This window comes from Thalassobaculum sp. (assembly GCF_040219615.1).
In the GTDB taxonomy this organism is placed as follows: domain Bacteria; phylum Pseudomonadota; class Alphaproteobacteria; order Thalassobaculales; family Thalassobaculaceae; genus Thalassobaculum_A.
In genome coordinates this window covers 103,582-119,971 of sequence record NZ_JAVJSE010000007.1, presented here as the reverse complement: position 1 = coordinate 119,971, position 16,390 = coordinate 103,582, and the positions used below count along the sequence as shown (strand labels likewise).

The following is a 16,390-nucleotide window of genomic DNA, read 5'->3' as shown; positions in this document are numbered from 1 at the left end:
TGTCCGCCGTCCGCCGGCGTCATGCCTTCCCGGTGTCGAGCACATCCGGGTCGGTCGCGTCGATCTCGCCGGCCAGATGCCGGGCCACGAGGCCGCTGACCATCTCCGAGATCCGCAGCCGGACCTCCGGCTTCAGCGCGTCGAACGACGACTGTGCCAGCAGCAGGTCGACCACTTCGCCGCTCTGCACCGCCTTCAGCATGTCGCGATACGCCTCGGTGCGCTGACCCACCACCTCGGCGATGCAGCGCGCGAACAGCTCGAGCGCCTCTTGTTCCGAGAGTCCCGGCATCCCACCTGCGCCGCCCGGCCGGCAGCCGGTTCGGCGCTCCCTGCGTCCCGGCGATCACCGCCCGACCGCGTAGCCCTGCATGCCGCGCGGGTTGGCCGCCGCCTTCAACATGTCCCCGTCCTTGGCCGCAGCGGTCAGGCGGCCCTCCGACCAGTCCTCGCCGACCTGCACGTCGTGGCCGCGGCGCGCCAGCGCCTCCACCGTGCCCTGCGGGAAGCGGCCCTCGACCACCACCCGGCCCGGCGTGCGGCCGCGCGGCCAGAACGAGCTCGGAAAATGCTCGCTGTGGAAGGCCGGGCAGTCGATCGCCTCCTGCAGGTTCATGCCGTGGTCGGCATGGTGCAGGAACAGCAGCAGCGACCACTGGTCCTGCTGGTCGCCGCCCGGCGTCCCGAACGCCATGTAGGGCTCGCCGTCGCGCAGCGCGAAGCCGGGCGACAGCGTGGTCCGCGGCCGCTTGCGCGGCGCCAGCGCCGAGGGCGAACGCTCGTCGAGCCAGAACATCTGGGCCCGGTTGCCGAGGCAGAAGCCGAGTTCCGGGATGATCGGGGAGGACTGCAGCCAGCCGCCGCTGGGCGTGGCGCTGAACATGTTCCCGTCGCTGTCGATGATATCCATGTGCACGGTGTCGCCCGAGGATACGCCGCTCTTCGACACCGTCGGCTCGCCGACCCCCATGCTCTCCAGGGCCCGCGGGTCGATCGAGGCGTCGACCCCGAGGGCGACGTCCAGCGAGCGCTCGTAGCCGGGCAGCGTGCCGGCCCGCAGTTCGAGCGACGCCCGGTCGCCGATCAGGGCGCGGCGCCCGGCGTTGTACTCGGCCGACAGCAGAGCCTGCATCGGAACGTCGACGAAGTCGGGATCGCCGTAGAACGCCTCGCGGTCGGCAAAGGCCAGCTTGATCGCCTCGGTGACGGTATGGACGAAGTCCGGGCCGTGCGGATCCATGTCGGCGACGCCGAGGCCGTCGAGGATCGCCAGCGCCTGCAGCAGCGCCGGGCCCTGGCTCCAAGGCCCGCCCTTGCACACCCGATAGCGGCCGTAGTCGTAGGTCGTCGGCTCCTCGTAGTGGCATTGCCACTCCGCCATGTCCTGGGCGGACAGCATGCCGTGATGGCGCCGCCCGGAGACGTCCATCAGCGGCTCGGCATGCACGAAGCGATGGATCGCCGCGGCGACCCAGCCCTTGGCCCAGATCGCCCGCGCCCGGTCGATCACCGCCTCGCGGGAACCGCCGCCGGCCTCCGCTTCCGCCAGGATCCGGGCGTAGGTCTCGGCCATTACCGGGTTGGCGAACAGCGAGCCCGGCTGCGGCGCCCGGCCGCCCTTCAGGTAGACCGCCGCCGAGGTCGGCCACTCGGTCTCGAACAGCTCGCGCACGGTCTCGACGGTCGCGGTGATCCGCTCGACCACCGGATAGCCGTTCCGGGCGTAGCCGATCGCCGGGGTCAGCACGTCGCGCAGCGACTGGGTGCCATAGTCGCGCAGCAGGGTGAGCCAGCCGTCGAAGGCGCCGGGCACGACCGCCGCCAGGAATCCGCTGCCGGGAATCAGGTCAAGCCCGAGATTCCGGAACGCCGGGATGCTGGCCGCCGCCGGGGCCGGGCCCTGGGCGCACAGCACCCGCACGCGGTCCTCGCGCTTGCTGTAGAACACCGCCGGCAGGTCGCCACCGGGACCGTTCAGGTGCGGCTCGACCACCTGCAGCGTGAACCCGCAGGCGACGCCCGCATCGAAGGCATTGCCGCCACGCTCCAGGGCGGCCATGCCGACCGCCGATGCGACCCAATGCGTGGAAGTGACGACGCCGAAGGTGCCGCGGATCTCGGGGCGCGTGGTGAACATCGGGGGCTCTCGCTGGCGCGGTTCTCGCATGGAGGAAGGCGGCCACTATAGGAGCGGGCCGGATCGCTGGGCAAGGATTGCCGGGGCGGCCGCTTCCCGCACCGTCAGGGCCGGTCGGCCGGAATCGATTGCCGGGTCGCCCGCGTTCGGTTATGGTGTCAGGTGGCCGAGAAACGGCCGGTCCCGGTGTGCGGATGTACATCGGGATCTGCGGCAGAAACAGGAGTCTTTGCCGTGTTGAACGCAGAACTGGCGCTTGGGATTTTGGGAGGCGGGTCGAGCCTCCTGGGCGGCTCGACGGGCGCGCCCACCGTCTCGGCGTTGGTAGCCTTCAAGAACTATCAGAAAGACCAGGTCGCCGCCCGCAAGGCGTTCGCGAACCGGGAAGATATCCAGCGCGATATCAAGCAGTTCAAGAAGGCCGTCGGCAAGCTCGACAAGGTCGAGGACCTGCTCAAGGACCGCAAGACCCTGGAGTTCGTGCTCTCGGCCTTCGGCCTGGAGAGCGAGCTCAACAATCCGGGCAAGCTGAAGGCGGTCCTGAACAGCGACCCGAACGACATCAACTCGTTCGCCAACCGCCTCGCCGACAGCCGGTTCGGCGAACTCGCCAAGTTCCTCGACACCCCCCAGTTCGGGCTGAAGAACCTGCGGCTGTCGGACAAGCAATCCACGGTCATCGACAACTACCTGACGACCACCTTCGAGAAGTCTCTGGCCGCCCAGAACCCGGCGGCGCGCGACGCGCTGTTCTTCCTGCGGCGCATCGGCGAGGTCGAGAATACCTTCGAGATCCTCGGCGACCTGCCGCTGCGCACGATCGTCACCGACGCGCTGAACCTGCCGAGGGAGATCGCCCGGCAGTCGGTCGGCAAGCAGGCCTCGCTGATCGACGCCAAGCTGAACCTCGACGCGTTCAGGACCACGACGTCGTCGACGCAGAGCGCCAGCCGCCTGGACACTCTCACCACGGACCTGGCGGCGATCGGAAACGCCAGCACGGCGATCCAGAAGAGCCAGACCGTGATCGACACGATCGTGAGCAAGCTGGAAGGCCTGCGCACCCTCTATGCCGACTACGATTCGGTGATCGATCCGGCCGGCGTGCATGCCGCCGAGATCCCGATCCAGCAGGCGGCGCTGCCGGACCTGATCAAGCAGCGCGGCCTCGTGGCGGCGGCGAACGGCGCGGTCGTCGACACCCGCGAGGCCCTCACCCAGCTCGAGGCGCTGTACAACCAGGCCCGCAGCGCCGAGGACGCCGATGCGCTCGCCGGCATCCAGACCGACTTCATCGAGATCGCCGACAAGATCCTCGGCGACAGCGGCTACATCAGCGGCGCGGTCTATGCCGATCCGAATACCGGCGAGGTGCAGAACCTGCTGCGCAACGGTACCGGCGGCGCCCTTCCGGCCGGCGTCGACGCGACCGCCGACGAGTTGTCGGTCACACTCGATACCGAGGGCACCCGGGTGGTCACCAAGTCGACCGACCTGGCAGGCTTCCTGACCGACCTGCAGGCGTTCCGGGACGGCGTCGCCAACGCGAGCTTCGCGACCCTGACCGCCGACCTCGACACCGCCAAGACCAGCCTCGACACCGCCAAGACCACGTTCGATGGAGCCGAGTTCCAGACCCAGATCAACGTCGCCAGCATCAACAACGCATTGAGCGCCACGACCTTCGCGGTCGAGCTCGACACAGACCAGCTGGCGCTCGGCTTCGAGTCGGCGACCGACGCGCTGGAGCGCGCCGCCACCATCGAGGGCGTCCTGGACGCCATCAAGTCGTTGGGCGAGGATGCCCAGGAGGTCGGGGCCGACCTGACGGCGATCAACACCGAGTATGCCGACCGGGTCGCGCAGTTGACCGACCTGATCCAGAACGCCGGCTCGATCACCGACGGCACCAGCACGGTGAACTTCGACAACCTGCTGACCGGCGGCACCACCACCTACAGCGTGCGGGCCGGCACCGTGGTGCAGGCCGAGGGCGGCGACCTCGCCAACAGCATCCTGGCGGCCCTGCCGGGCACCATCACCGCCGGCAACGGCGCCCAGCTGGCGACCGACGTCGACGACGTCTACAAGGTCGCGCTCGACGACGCGGTCGACGACCTGACCCGCGACCGCAAGGTGCTCGATTTCGTCTACAGCACGGCCGATCCGCGCGGCAAGCTCGACGCCCAGATCCGCAAGCTGCAGGCCGACATCGACACGCTCATCGAGGATGCCAAGTCCGACAAGACCAACCTGCTGTCGCCGTCCGGCAACGACCTGCGGGTGACGCTCGGCTCGGTCGGCTCGACCATCAACGTCGACGCCCAGGACGGCTTCAAGGACGCCTTCCTTGCCAGCCTGGAGGCGTTCAACACCTCGGTGCTGTCGGGCGGCACAATCGACGACCGGACCAGCGCCCTGAACGACCTCCTGTTCACGGCCGGAACCACCCAGGGCCGGCTGAAGGCCGAGACCTATGCGCTGAACGTGCAGAAATCGGTCCTGACCGAACAGAAGACCCTCCTGGAGGGCGAGGGCGGCAGCGCGGGCAACTTCTTCAAGCCGGTCCAGTACACCGCCGAGGCGCTCAAGTTCATCGAGCGCTACCTGGTCCAGAAGGACCTCGAGTCCCAGGGCCTCAGCGTCGGCGGCAGCACCTACAACGCCAAGGCGGCGATCGCCAGCCAGATCGGCTCGATCCTCCCGCAGGGCGGCGGCGGCATCAACTTCCTGGCTTAGCCGCCTTCGGCCGAACGGCGGCCCCGTCGAACCTCAGGTCCCGGCGACCAGCGGAGCCTTCAGCCGGCGGAGCGCGGCGATCACGCTGAGCGCGGTGATCTTGCCGGTCCGCGGGTTCTCCTCGCTCGGCACGTTCTCGATGGTCATGGTGAAGCGGGCGCTGTCGGCGTCGACCACGATGGTGTGGGTGTTGCGCGTCACAGCCGGATCCGCCCAGATCTCCAGGCGGGTCGCGTCCGGTCCGATTCCCGCCAGCGACAAGGCGGCGGCGACGTTGACGTTGGCCGGAAAGCCGGCCGCCCCGTCGCGCGCCGAGCCCTCGAACACCCGCTTCGCCTCGGTCAGTCCCTCGACCGCGATGCCGTTCTCGACCAGATAGGGCGCCCCGGCGAGGCCGAGCGGCGGCTTGCGGGTCACCAGCCGAACCTCCCGGATCTCTCCCTCGGCCGCGGCCCGCACCGCGTCGAGGCCGATCAGCGCCCCGGTCGGCACGACGATCCGGGCCCCGGTCCTGCGCGCCCGTTCGACCAGGTCCATGTGGCGCAGCATCGCGCCGACGCTGATCGGCATGAAGATCCGGCCGCGTTCCACCGCCGGTCCCGCGACCTCGCCGAACACCGCCGCCGGGGCGCACTCCACCACCACGTCGGCGAGGTCGGCGAGCTCGCCGAGCGGCACCACCCGGACCGGCATGCGGAAGCCGGCCATGGCGCGCTGCGCCTTGGCGACGTCGCGCGCCGACACGGCGGTCAGCCGCAGCCCCTCGATACGCCCTTCGTCCAGGGCCTGCGCCACGGCCAGACCGATCGCCCCGAGTCCCCCGACGGCGACCGTCAAGCTGCCCTCTGCTGGTTGTCCCGACACTTTGCCCTCGCCGTTAACACGTTGATGATCCACGATGCGTTCGTAGACCCAGCCCGCAGGCGAGTCCAGGCGCGCAGGAGGAACCCCGCCCAAGATGCGATTCGCGATCAGCCTGCCGGTAGCGGCGATGGTGTCGGTCTGCCTGGGCCTGTCGCTGCCGGCCGCCGCCGCCGACCTGCCCTGCCTGACGGCACGGCTGATCGTGCCTTGGGGCTCGGGCAGCGGGACCGACCTGATCTTCCGCGCCCTCGCCGACGCCGCCAACCGCGGCGGGGCCAAGCCACGCCTGGAGGTCGTCAACCTCAGCGGCGAGGAAGGCGTTCGCGGCACCGAGACGGCCGCCAGAGCCCGTCCCGACGGCTGCACGGTGCTGGCGGTGCACCAGAGCCTGATGACCAGCTACATCGCCGGTACGTCCAAGCTGAACTGGAACACGCTGACATCGGTCGCTCGCCTGACCAGGACGCCGGTGGTGGTCGCCGCCGGGACCGAGGCCGCCTTCAAGACCATGCCCGAGATGCTGGAGGCAGCCCGCGGCCCGGAGGGCGTCAAGGCCGGGTCCACCGAGGGCCTGGCCAGCCATTTCCTGTTCCTGCTGATCGCGGACCGCACCGGGGCGGCGTTCAACCAGGTGTTCCTGGAGGGTATGCGCGAGCGGCTGAACGCCTTGCTCGACGGCACCATCGACGTCACCGAGCTCAACCAGGCGATCGCCCGGCGGCTCACCGGGGAGGGTCCGGTCCGGGTGCTCGCCGTCACCAGCGCAGACCGTCTGGTCGACAGTCCCGATGTCCCGACGTTGCGCGAGCAGGGGATCGACCTGGTGTTCACGATCGACCGCGGCGTAATGCTGCCGAAGGGTGCCAAGCCGGAGGTCGTCGAGCACTACTCGACACTGTTCGAGGCCGCCCTGGGCGACCCCAGGGTCACCGCCCTGCTGCGGGAGCACGGAACGGTCGAGGGCTATCTCGGGCCCAAGGCCTATGCCGGCTACTGGCAGGACAGCTTCGCGGAATGGCGCCGGGTCGCCAAGGACGCCGGCCTGTACAAGCCGAACGATTGACTTGCCCGGCGGCCGGGCCGCCTTCCCAGTGGTGCTCGCCTGCCGTCCGTTCTATTTTCCGATCGAAACGCGGCGACGACCGGCTCCGTCCGGTGGACAGCCGCCACCCGTGTGAGCCGGCCGCCACCGCGGCCGGCGCTCTTCCGATCCGAGGGGGTTATCCGTGGCGACGATCCAGAATCCGTATCTTCTTTTCCTGGGCGACGCCCCTGACCAGCTGGCGGCGAAGACCGCCAACGGCGTCAAGGTCTGGCGCCCGGAATGGTGCATCGGGCAGTTCCGGCTGCCGGGCTGCAAGGCCGACCTAGGCCTGCCCGACCTGACCATCGAGGAAGCCGCCGCGCAGGGCGCGAAGACCGTCATCCTCGGGGTCGCGAACCGCGGCGGCTTCATCCCGGAGAGCTGGATCGTCGAGCTGGTCAAGGCTCTGGATCTGGGGATGGACATCGCGTCAGGGCTTCACACCAAGATCACCGCGATCCCGGCGCTCAAGGACGCCGCCGCCCGGCAGGGCCGGCACCTGTTCGACGTGCGCCATCCGAGCCGCGACTACCCGGTCGCCAGCGGCAAGCCGCGCACCGGCAAGCGGCTGCTGACCGTCGGCACCGATGTGTCGGTCGGCAAGATGTTCACGACCCTGGCGATCGAGAAGGAGATGCGGGCCCGCAACCTGAACGCCGACTTCCGGGCGACCGGCCAGACCGGCATCTTCATCGCCGGCTCCGGCGCCTCGATCGACGCGGTGATCGCCGACTTCATCTCGGGCTGCGTCGAGACCCTGGCGCCCGAGAACAGCGAGGACCACTGGGACCTGATCGAGGGCCAGGGATCGCTGTACAACGTGTCCTATTCCGGCGTGACGCTCGGCCTGATCCACGGCGCCCAGGCCGACGCCCTGGTGATGTGCCACGAGATCGGCCGCCCGCACATGCGCGGCCTGCCGGACTATCCGGTGCCGGAGATCCCGACCTGCATGGAGACCATCCTGCACATGGCCAGGATGGTGAACGAGGACGTGAAGTTCGTCGGCGTCAGCCTGAACAGCTCGAACGTCTCGGCCGAGGAGGCGACGGCGTTCAAGAAGAAGACCGCCGAGCAGACCGGCCTGCCGGTGGTCGACCCGCTGAAGGACGGCGTGGCGCCGATCGTCGACCGGCTGATGGCAGGGTAGCCGCACGCCGATCGTTCGGAAGGGAGGGTTCGGGATGGCCTCGTCAGCCCGCATCGCCGCGGCCGTCCCGGCCCTCGCCCTGCTCCTGCTGGGGTCGCCCGCCCTCGCCGACGGGCTGCGCTTCGCGGTCTACGGCGATATGCCGTACAGCGAATCGGAACAGGACTTCCTGGCCGGCGAGGCGGCCGGGCGGATCGCCGGCGACGACGGCATCGCCTTCGTCGTCGCCCTCGGCGATCTCGGCCGGCCGGAGGGCTTTGCCCGCAACGCCGCGACCGAGGTGCGTGGCGGGACGACCTCCTGCACCGACGAGTGGCAGGTCGCCCAGCGTGCCCTGTGGCGAGACGGCTTCCGCAAGCCGGTGTTCCTGACCCCCGGCGACAACGACTGGACCGACTGCGACGCCGAGCGCGTGCCTCACCCGGTGTCCGAGCTGGCCCGCCTGGACGCCCTGCGCCGCATCCACTTCGCGGTGCCGCCGGCCTCCGTCGACGCGAAATGGCACTATCGCGCGCAGCCCGGCCAGCCGGAGAACGCCCTGTGGTCGACCGGTGGCGTGCAGTTCGCCACGATCCACGTCGTCGGCACCGCGAACGGCCGCCGGGGCATCGAACTCGACGACCGGGATCTGGCCCTGGCCCTGGCCGACGCACGCGACGCGGCGAACCTGGCCTGGATCGCAGAAGCGTTCCGGACGGCCAGGGCCGGCCGCGCCGGCGCGGTGGTGATCGCCATGCAGGCCGACCCGTTCACGCCCGACCGGGACAAGGCCCCGACAGGTGCGGAACAGCGCCTGACCCGATGCCTCGAGCGCCCGGCCTTCGCGCCGGTCTGCCGCGAACTGGCCCTGCAGGCCCTGGCCTATCCCGGGCCGGTGCTGCTGGTGCACGGCGACACCACAGCGGCCTGTCTCGAGGCGATCACCTCGGCCGACGGCCGGCCGCTGTTCTGGCGGCTGAACGCCTGGGGCGACTTCACCCTGCCCCTCGACATCGCGGTGGTCGAGGTGGATCCGGCGAACCCGCACGCGCCGTTCCGGGTGTCCGGCCTGGCCGGCGGCCGGGCGATGCCCGAGACCTGCCGCTACTGACGCAACGAACCGCCGCCTGGAGAGCCCGATGCAGCCCCGTGAAGCCCTCGCCGCCCTGCTGGTCCTGGCCGCGCTCTCGGCGCCGGCCGCCGCCCAGTCCCTCAAGGACCTGTCGACGCTCGGCGGCAGCGCGCTCCCGGGCCAGTCGTCGACCGGGGCGTCGCTCCTGAGCGGCCTCGCCTCCGGCTCGACGTCGCTGGCCAGCCCGCAGAACGCGGCCGGCGCCCTCGCCTACTGCCAGCAGCAGGGCTACGCGCCCGACGCCGCGACGACGGTGAAGGACCGGCTGCTCGCCAAGGTCGGCGGCCAGGAGAAGGCCTCCCGGGACAGCGGTTATCTGAGCGGGCTCGGCGGCGTCCTGCAGGCCGGCGACGGCGGCTCCTTCGACCTCGGCAAGCTGAAGGACGTGGTCGGCAAGAAGGTGTGCGGCGCCATCGCCGACCGGGCGGTCTCCAGTTTCCTCGGCGGCTGAGCGGACAGGACTACTCGGCGCGCGCCTCGGCCTCGAGACGGGCGGTCGCGCTCTCCAGGGCCTCCTCCAGCCGGGCCATGAACGCCTTGCGGTCCAGACCCGGCGGAATCGGCGGCAGGAACTCCACGATGATCCTGCCCGGCCGCTTCCAGAAGGCATTGCGCGGCCAGTACATGCCGGAGTTCAGGGCGACCGGGATCACCGGCAGGCCGAGGCCGACATACAGCGCCGCGGTGCCTGGATGATACGGTGCCTTGGCGCCCGGCGAGACCCGCGTGCCCTGCGGGAAGATAAGGATCGCCCGCCCGGCCGCCGTCGCCTCGCGCGCCTTCTCGACCATCCGCCGCAGGGCCGAGGCACCCGCCTTGCGGTCGACCGGGATCATCTCCATCGCCCGCATGTAGGGTCCGACCACCGGCACCCTGACCAGTTCCTCCTTCATCACCGCCGCCGGCCGGTCGAGCAGTTCGGTGAAGTACAGCGTCTCCCAGGCCGACTGGTGCTTGGCCGCGACGATCGCCGCCCCCTTGGGAAGATTCTCGGTGCCGCGCAGCTCGACGTCGATGCCGGCGACCACGCGGGCCATCGCCACCAGCGTGCCCGACCAGAACCGCGACACCCTCTGCACCGCCCGTCGCCCCAACAGGAACGACGGCAGGCCCAGCACCCCGACCAGCAGGGTGAAGCCGTAGAACAGGAGGTTGAACAGGGTACTGCGGACGACGATCATCCCTCGGCTATAGCGAGCCGCCGAAGAAAGCGCCAGATCCCGTGACCGATCCGATCTCCCTGGCCGATCGCCTGCGACCGATCCTGGAGGACGCCGCCGGCCGCGGCACGACCGTGACCTACCTGGAGTTGGCGACCGCCGCCGGCCTCGTGCCGCCGCGCGCCATCCACCGGGTCACCCACGCCCTGGAGGCGCTGATGCGCGACGACCATGCCGCCGGCCGGCCCCTGCTCGCGGCGGTCGCGGTGTCGGCCAAGCGCGCCGGCCTGCCGGCCCCGGGCTTCTTCCGCCTGGCAGCGGAGCTCGGGCTGTATTTCGGCCCCGACCAGGGCCCTCAGGCGGCGCTGTTCCACGGGATGGAGCGGGAGCGGGTGTACGGCGCGCATGCGCCCCGGTGATGCCCGCCGGCGACGCCCGGCGGAACCTCCTGCCGGTCGGCGTGTTGGACGGGCAGGAGGCAACCGTGCATGGAAACCGTTCGAGGACTCCTGGACAGCTGGGTGCTCGTCGGCGCCTGGGCGACACTCGCGGCGGCGTGCGTGGCCGTGCTGCTGCGCGACCTGGCGCACCGGAACCCGGAAATCGCCGGGATGATGAAGTATGTCTGGGTCTTCACCGTCGCCTATTCCGGGCCGCTCGGCCTGTGGCTCTACTGGAAGACCGGTCGCAAGCAGATCCGGCGTGACAGCGTCTGGCGGCGCGGCGCCCGCTCGGTCGCACACTGCTATTCCGGATGCGGGCTGGGCGAGATCACCGGCATCGTGATCACCGTCGGCCTGCTGTCGCTCGGCAACTGGTGGGTGGTGAGCACCACCTTCGCCCTGGCCTATGTGGCCGGCTTCGCGCTGACCGTCGGCCCGTTGATGCAGGAGGGTGTCGGCCTCGGCGAGGCGCTGCGCGACGCGTTCTATTCCGAGACGGCCTCGATCACCGTCATGGAAATCGTCGCCCTGAGCGTCGACCTGGTGCTCGCCGGGTCCGCCACCATGGCCGAGCCGCTGTTCTGGGCGTCCCTGATCGTCTCGCTGACGGCCGGGCTGGCCGCCGCCTATCCGGTCAACGTGCTGCTGATCCGCTGGGGCGTGAAGGAAGGCATGCACGACCCGCGCGAGATGGCCCGGGCCGCCTGAGGGCCGGCACTCACCGCCTGAACCGGACCGCCCGCCCGGAACCGTCGAGCGAGCCGTAGCTGACCCAGGACAGGCCGACCTTGCCGTACTTCACCAGGATCACGGCGTCCGCCCCCATCGCCGCCGCCTGCTCGCGCAGCTTGGCGTCGATGTCCGCCGGCGTCGGGTCCGGGAAGAACACCATGGTCTTGTTGACGGTCACCTCGAGATCACCGAGCACATCGTAGGGCCGGTTCGGGAAGTCCCCGGCGGTCACCACGATCTCCGACGCGGCCGGCGGTCGGTGGCCGGCTGCGGCCGGCGTCGCCGAAGCGGCGCCCACCGGCCTCACGTTGGAGGTCGCCCAGCTGGTGCAGCCTGCGACCGCGAGGCCCAGCACGGCGACGGCCAGTGCGGTGCGTAGTCCGGTCATCCCTGATCCCCCATGTTCCCGATCCGCGCGCCCGGCAGCTTCCGCATAAGTTGCAGCTGATTGTGCCGTCCTCCGAGCGCGGCCACAATTGATATGACGACCCGGCATCAATGACCGGGCTTCGGGGCTTCCCCCGCGCATCCGGCACCGCCTAGGATCGCGCCAGGAGGAACGCTCATGACCGACGACACACCGGCGCCGAAGGGGCTGGGCCGCGGGCTCACCAACTATGGCGACAACGAGTTCAGCCTTTACCTGCGCCGCTCGATGGCGTCGTCCATGGGCTACAGCCGCGACATGCTGGCCAAGCCGGTGGTCGGCATCTGCAGCTCCGGCAGTGGCTACAACAACTGCCACCGGCTGATGCCGGAACTGGTCGAGGCGACCAAGCGCGGGGTGCTGGCGGCCGGCGGCCTGCCGATCGACTTCCCGACCATCTCGCTCGGCGAGACCTTCCTGAACCCGACCTCGCTGATGTACCGCAACCTGATGAGCATGGACGTGGAGGAGATGATCCGCGCCCAGCCGATGGACGCGGTGGTGGTGATCGGCGGCTGCGACAAGACATTGCCGGCCCAGCTCATGGGGGCGGCCAACGCCGACGTGCCGATGGTCTACCTCGCCGTCGGCCCGATGCTGACCTCGCCCTATGACGGCGAGCGGCTGGGCGCCTGCACCGACTGCCGGCGGTTCTGGGCGAAGTTCCGGGCCGGCGAGGTCGACGAGCCGGGCATCCGCCGGGTCGAGGGCAGCCTTGCCACCACCGCCGGCACCTGCGCGGTGATGGGCACGGCCAGCACCATGGCCTGCATCGGCGAGGCGCTCGGCATCATGCTGCCCGGCACCGCCGCGATCCCCGCCGTCCATGCCGACCGGCTACGCGCCGCCGAGGCGTCCGGGGTGCGGGCGATGGAGCTGGCGACCGCGACCGGCAAGGACCGGCTGCTGCCGCGCGACATCATCACCCCGAAGTCGGTGGAGAACGCGCTGCGCATCCTGCTGGCGATCGGCGGCTCGACCAACGCCATCGTCCACCTGACGGCGATCGCCGGCCGGCTCGGCATCCCGGTGTCGATGGACCGGCTGAACGCCATGTCCGACGAGACCCCGGTGCTGGTCGACCTGAAGCCGACCGGCGCCCACTACATGGAGGACCTGTTCGCCGCCGGCGGGCTGATCGGCGTGCTGAAGGAACTGAAGCATCTGCTGCACCTGGACGCCATGACCATCACCGGCGAGACCCTGGGCGAACGGATCGACAGCCATGTCGGCTGGATCGACCACGACATCGTGCGGCCGTTCGACAAGCCGTTCCAGGCCATGGGCGGGCTGGTCGCGCTGTTCGGGACGCTGGCGCCGCGCGGCGCCATCCTGAAACGCTCGGCCGCCGACCCGACCCTGTTCGAGAAGGAGGGCCGGGCCGTGGTGTTCTCGTCGCTCGCCGACATGGCGGCACGGGTCGACGACCCGGACCTGGACATCCAGGCCGACGACATCATGGTGCTGCAGAACGCCGGCCCGAAGAGCCCGGCCGCCATGCCCGAGGCCGGCTACCTGCCGATCCCGAAGAAGCTGGCGCGCCAGGGCCTGAAGGACATGGTGCGGATCTCCGACGCCCGGATGAGCGGGACCGCCTTCGGCACCATCATCCTGCACGTCACCCCGGAGGCCGCCGACGGCGGGCCGCTCGGCCTGGTGCGCACCGGCGACCGCATCCGGCTGTCGGTCCAGGGCCGCAAGCTGGATCTGCTGGTCGACGAGGCCGAGCTGGAACGGCGCCGCGCCGCCATGGACCCGGCCGCCGTCCAGCCCGAGTTCAAGCGCGGCTACCGCAAGATCTACATGGACCACGTGCTGCAGGCCGACGGCGGCGTCGACTTCGACTTCCTGCGGGCGGTGGAATAACAGGGGAGATCCAGACTATGTCCGAGATCCGGACCGAATTCCTGATGGAGATGCGGCTCAGCGTCGCCATGCCGCTGGCGGCGGTCGGCAACACCCAGTACGGCGACCGGCGGATCGCCCGGGTGACGGCCGGCACCTTCGAGGGACCGCGGCTGAAGGGCACGGTGCAGGACGGCGGCGGCGACTGGATCCTGAACCGCAGCGACGCGGTCACCCAGCTCGACGTCAGGCTGACCATGGAGACCGACGACGGCGCCCTGATCTACATGACCTACAAGGGCCTGCGCCACGGCCCGGCCGACGTCATGGCCAAGCTGGCGGCCGGCGAGCCGGTCGACCCGAGCCAGGTGTACTTCCGGACCGCGCCGTTCTTCGAGACCGCCGCCGACGGCAAGTACGCCTGGCTGAACAAGGCCTGCTTCATCGCCACCGGCCGGCGCGAGCCGAGCGGGCCGATCTACCGGGTGTTCCAGGTCCTTTAGCGGCAGGCGGACGTCGCTTCGTGGGTTCCGGATCGTCCGCTGACGCGGACTCTCCGGGATGACGATCCATTTGATCCGTCATTCCGGAGGGGGCGCGTGAGCGCCCGGCTCCGGGACCCACCCGCCGCCTCGATGCCGACAGCCGGCGCTACGCCGCCAGCTGGGTCTTCATGCGCTCGGTCGCGCGCACCAGGGCGCGGCGGATGCCGGGCTCCATGGCGGCGTGGCCGGCGTCCGGCACCACCACGAACTCCGCGCCGCTCCAGGCGCGCGCCAGGGCGTCGGCCGACGTCATCGGGCAGATCACGTCGTAGCGACCCTGCACGATGATCGCCGGCAGGCCGGCCAGCCGGTGCATGCCGGCCAGCAGCCCGGCCGGCGGCAGGAACAGCCGGTTCGCGAAGTAGTGCGCCTCGATGCGGGACAGCGCCAGCGAGTGGTGGTCGTTCTCCATCTCCGCGAGCTGCCGCGGATCCGGTACCAGCGCCGAGCACGCCGCCTCGTAGCGCGCCCAGGCCCGGGCCGCCGGCATGTGCACCTCGGGCCGGGGATCGAACAGGCGGGCGCAGTAGGCGCTCAGCAGGTCGCCGCGCTCGGCCTCGGGCACCAGCTCGGCGAACCGGCGCCAGGCGTCCGGGTAGAGCGCGCGCACGCCGGACAGGAACCAGTCGACCTCGCTGGGCCGGCCGAGGAAGATGCCGCGCAGCATGAAGCCGAGGCAGCGCCCCGGATGCGCCTGCCCGTAGGCGAGCGCCAGGGTCGAGCCCCAGGAGCCGCCGAACACCATCCAGCGCTCGACCCCGAGATGCTCGCGCAGGCGCTCGATGTCGTCGACCAGGTGCGGCGTGGTGTTGGCCCGCAGCGAAGCGTGCGGCGTCGAGCGGCCGGCGCCGCGCTGGTCGAACAGCACGATCCGCCAGGCGTGCGGGTCGAAGAACCGGCGCTGGGCCGGCGAGGTGCCCGAACCCGGGCCGCCGTGCAGGAACACCACCGGGGTGCCCGCCGGGTTGCCGCTCTCCTCCCAGTACAGCCGGTGGCCATCGCCGACGTCGAGGAAGCCGCTGCGGCGGAACGGGATCTCCGGAAACAGGTCGTCGCGCGCCACGGCACCCTCGTCATTCGCTCCGCCAGTGGTTATCGGGCGGCGGTCAGGGATTGTCAAAACCGGCGATTGCGACGGTTGCCGGCGGGCGATTTTGGCGCAGAACCGCCGCCAGCTGCCGGACATCGTCGACCCGGTCCCGCGAGCGGCGATACGCGAGCGAGACGGTCCGGCCGATCCGGTCGTCCGGCAACGTCCGGTAGCGGACCAGGCCGCCATGGTCGGTGTCCCCGGTCACCGCGCCGGCCGGAACCAGGCTATAGCCGACGCCGGCCGCCACCATCGCCTTCAGGGTCTCCAGGCTCATCGCGGTGTGGCGTGGCCGGCCGCCGCTCGCCCTGCACAGCGTCAGCGCCTGATCGCGCAGGCAATGCCCCTCTTCCAGCAGAACCGCACCGGCCGGGTCGAGTTCGCCGAGTGCCACCGTCGGGGCGGTCGCCAGCGGCGATCGCGCCTCGACCGCCAGCCGGAAGGGCTCACGGTACAGCGGGATCAGGACGAGGCCGTGATCGTCGACCGGCGGCGACAGCACCACGGCATCCAGCGCGCCCTCGCGCAGTCGGATCAGCAGATGTTCGGTCAGCCCCTCCTCGATGCTGAGCGCGAGGTCGGGATAGGCGTCGCGCAGCGGCGCCAGGGCGTGCGGGAACAGGTAGGGGCCGACCGTGGCGATCGCCCCGAGCGCGAAAGTCCCGACCAGCGGTGCCGACGACTCGACGCCGGCATCCATCATGCGGGCGGCGGCGGCGAGAACGGCGCGGGCCCGGCGCACCACCTCCTCGCCGACGCGGGTCGGCATGACCTTGCGGCTGGTGCGCTCGAACACCTTGACGCCGATCGAGTCCTCGACTTTGCGAACCCCGGCCGACAACGAGGGTTGACTCACCCGACAGGCGTCGGCGGCACGGCCGAAGTGACCGTGGTCGGCGACCGCCACCAGATACTCGAGGTCACGCAGGGAGAGTCCCCGGAATGTCATAGATCAAACCTATCGAACCAGTCGGACCAATCGATTGGATAACGGTATCCCAACACCTACGTATTGTCCCGAAGCCGTTGATCCCGCCCCGGCGGTCCCGACGGCACGACCCGA

Annotated in this window: 16 protein-coding genes; 9 read left to right on the top strand and 7 right to left on the bottom strand. The window is 70.5% G+C overall.

The annotated features are described in order from the left end of the window. Nucleotides 1-19 precede the first annotated feature (19 nt). Entirely contained in the window at nucleotides 20-292 is a 273-nt protein-coding gene (locus RIC31_RS02790; protein ID WP_350102773.1) for a hypothetical protein, read from the bottom strand. A 54-nt stretch (nucleotides 293-346) separates the two neighbouring features. Further along, complete coding sequence (locus tag RIC31_RS02785) at nucleotides 347-2,137, bottom strand: gamma-glutamyltransferase family protein (protein WP_350102770.1); 1,791 nt, start codon at nucleotides 2,135-2,137, stop codon at nucleotides 347-349. A gap of 234 nt (nucleotides 2,138-2,371) precedes the next feature. On the opposite strand from RIC31_RS02785, the gene RIC31_RS02780 reads away from it, so the two are divergent. Beyond that, nucleotides 2,372-4,876 (top strand): DUF1217 domain-containing protein, encoded by a 2,505-nt coding sequence (locus RIC31_RS02780; RefSeq protein ID WP_350102767.1) that lies wholly within the window; start codon nucleotides 2,372-2,374, stop codon nucleotides 4,874-4,876. 33 nt (nucleotides 4,877-4,909) lie between these two features. Here the strand turns inward: RIC31_RS02780 and RIC31_RS02775 are convergent, their stop codons facing one another. After that, on the bottom strand, nucleotides 4,910-5,713 hold the full coding sequence (locus RIC31_RS02775; RefSeq protein WP_350102765.1) for an aspartate dehydrogenase: 804 nt from the start codon (nucleotides 5,711-5,713) through the stop codon (nucleotides 4,910-4,912). 121 nt (nucleotides 5,714-5,834) lie between these two features. On the opposite strand from RIC31_RS02775, the gene RIC31_RS02770 reads away from it, so the two are divergent. From RIC31_RS02770 to RIC31_RS02755, 4 genes are all read left to right on the top strand, one after another. Continuing rightward, the gene (locus tag RIC31_RS02770) at nucleotides 5,835-6,803 is read left to right on the top strand and encodes a tripartite tricarboxylate transporter substrate binding protein (protein WP_350102762.1); all 969 of its coding nucleotides are present in this window, start codon (nucleotides 5,835-5,837) and stop codon (nucleotides 6,801-6,803) included. 163 nt (nucleotides 6,804-6,966) lie between these two features. After that, complete coding sequence (gene dgcN / locus RIC31_RS02765; RefSeq protein ID WP_350102757.1) at nucleotides 6,967-7,974, top strand: N-acetyltransferase DgcN; 1,008 nt, start codon at nucleotides 6,967-6,969, stop codon at nucleotides 7,972-7,974. A 34-nt stretch (nucleotides 7,975-8,008) separates the two neighbouring features. Beyond that, on the top strand, nucleotides 8,009-9,064 hold the full coding sequence (locus RIC31_RS02760; protein ID WP_350102753.1) for a hypothetical protein: 1,056 nt from the start codon (nucleotides 8,009-8,011) through the stop codon (nucleotides 9,062-9,064). A 28-nt stretch (nucleotides 9,065-9,092) separates the two neighbouring features. Further along, nucleotides 9,093-9,536, top strand: coding sequence for a DUF2501 domain-containing protein (locus RIC31_RS02755; RefSeq protein WP_350102751.1), 444 nt, complete (start codon nucleotides 9,093-9,095; stop codon nucleotides 9,534-9,536). 10 nt (nucleotides 9,537-9,546) lie between these two features. Here the strand turns inward: RIC31_RS02755 and RIC31_RS02750 are convergent, their stop codons facing one another. Beyond that, a complete protein-coding gene (locus RIC31_RS02750) occupies nucleotides 9,547-10,266 on the bottom strand; it encodes a lysophospholipid acyltransferase family protein (protein WP_350102748.1) in 720 nt (239 codons plus the stop codon). Nucleotides 10,267-10,307: 41 nt separating this feature from the next. Between RIC31_RS02750 and RIC31_RS02745 the strand changes: the two genes are divergently transcribed. Next, nucleotides 10,308-10,664, top strand: coding sequence for a hypothetical protein (locus tag RIC31_RS02745; protein WP_350102745.1), 357 nt, complete (start codon nucleotides 10,308-10,310; stop codon nucleotides 10,662-10,664). A gap of 69 nt (nucleotides 10,665-10,733) precedes the next feature. Further along, nucleotides 10,734-11,396 (top strand): DUF4396 domain-containing protein, encoded by a 663-nt coding sequence (locus RIC31_RS02740; RefSeq protein ID WP_350102742.1) that lies wholly within the window; start codon nucleotides 10,734-10,736, stop codon nucleotides 11,394-11,396. 10 nt (nucleotides 11,397-11,406) lie between these two features. On the opposite strand, the gene RIC31_RS02735 is transcribed toward RIC31_RS02740, so the two are convergent. Beyond that, nucleotides 11,407-11,808, bottom strand: coding sequence for a hypothetical protein (locus RIC31_RS02735; protein ID WP_350102740.1), 402 nt, complete (start codon nucleotides 11,806-11,808; stop codon nucleotides 11,407-11,409). A gap of 177 nt (nucleotides 11,809-11,985) precedes the next feature. On the opposite strand from RIC31_RS02735, the gene RIC31_RS02730 reads away from it, so the two are divergent. Both RIC31_RS02730 and RIC31_RS02725 read left to right on the top strand, forming a co-directional pair. Continuing rightward, nucleotides 11,986-13,713, top strand: a complete 1,728-nt coding sequence (locus tag RIC31_RS02730; RefSeq protein WP_350102738.1) for a dihydroxy-acid dehydratase — start codon at nucleotides 11,986-11,988, stop codon at nucleotides 13,711-13,713. Between the two features lie 17 nt (nucleotides 13,714-13,730). Next, nucleotides 13,731-14,195 carry a DUF3237 domain-containing protein gene (locus RIC31_RS02725; RefSeq protein WP_350102735.1) on the top strand — a complete coding sequence of 155 codons (465 nt, stop codon included), beginning with the start codon at nucleotides 13,731-13,733 and terminating at the stop codon, nucleotides 14,193-14,195. A 148-nt stretch (nucleotides 14,196-14,343) separates the two neighbouring features. Here the strand turns inward: RIC31_RS02725 and pip are convergent, their stop codons facing one another. Both pip and RIC31_RS02715 read right to left on the bottom strand, forming a co-directional pair. Then, on the bottom strand, nucleotides 14,344-15,300 hold the full coding sequence (gene pip, locus RIC31_RS02720; RefSeq protein ID WP_350102732.1) for a prolyl aminopeptidase: 957 nt from the start codon (nucleotides 15,298-15,300) through the stop codon (nucleotides 14,344-14,346). A 43-nt stretch (nucleotides 15,301-15,343) separates the two neighbouring features. After that, nucleotides 15,344-16,276, bottom strand: coding sequence for a LysR substrate-binding domain-containing protein (locus tag RIC31_RS02715; RefSeq protein WP_350102729.1), 933 nt, complete (start codon nucleotides 16,274-16,276; stop codon nucleotides 15,344-15,346). Nucleotides 16,277-16,390: the final 114 nt, after the last annotated feature.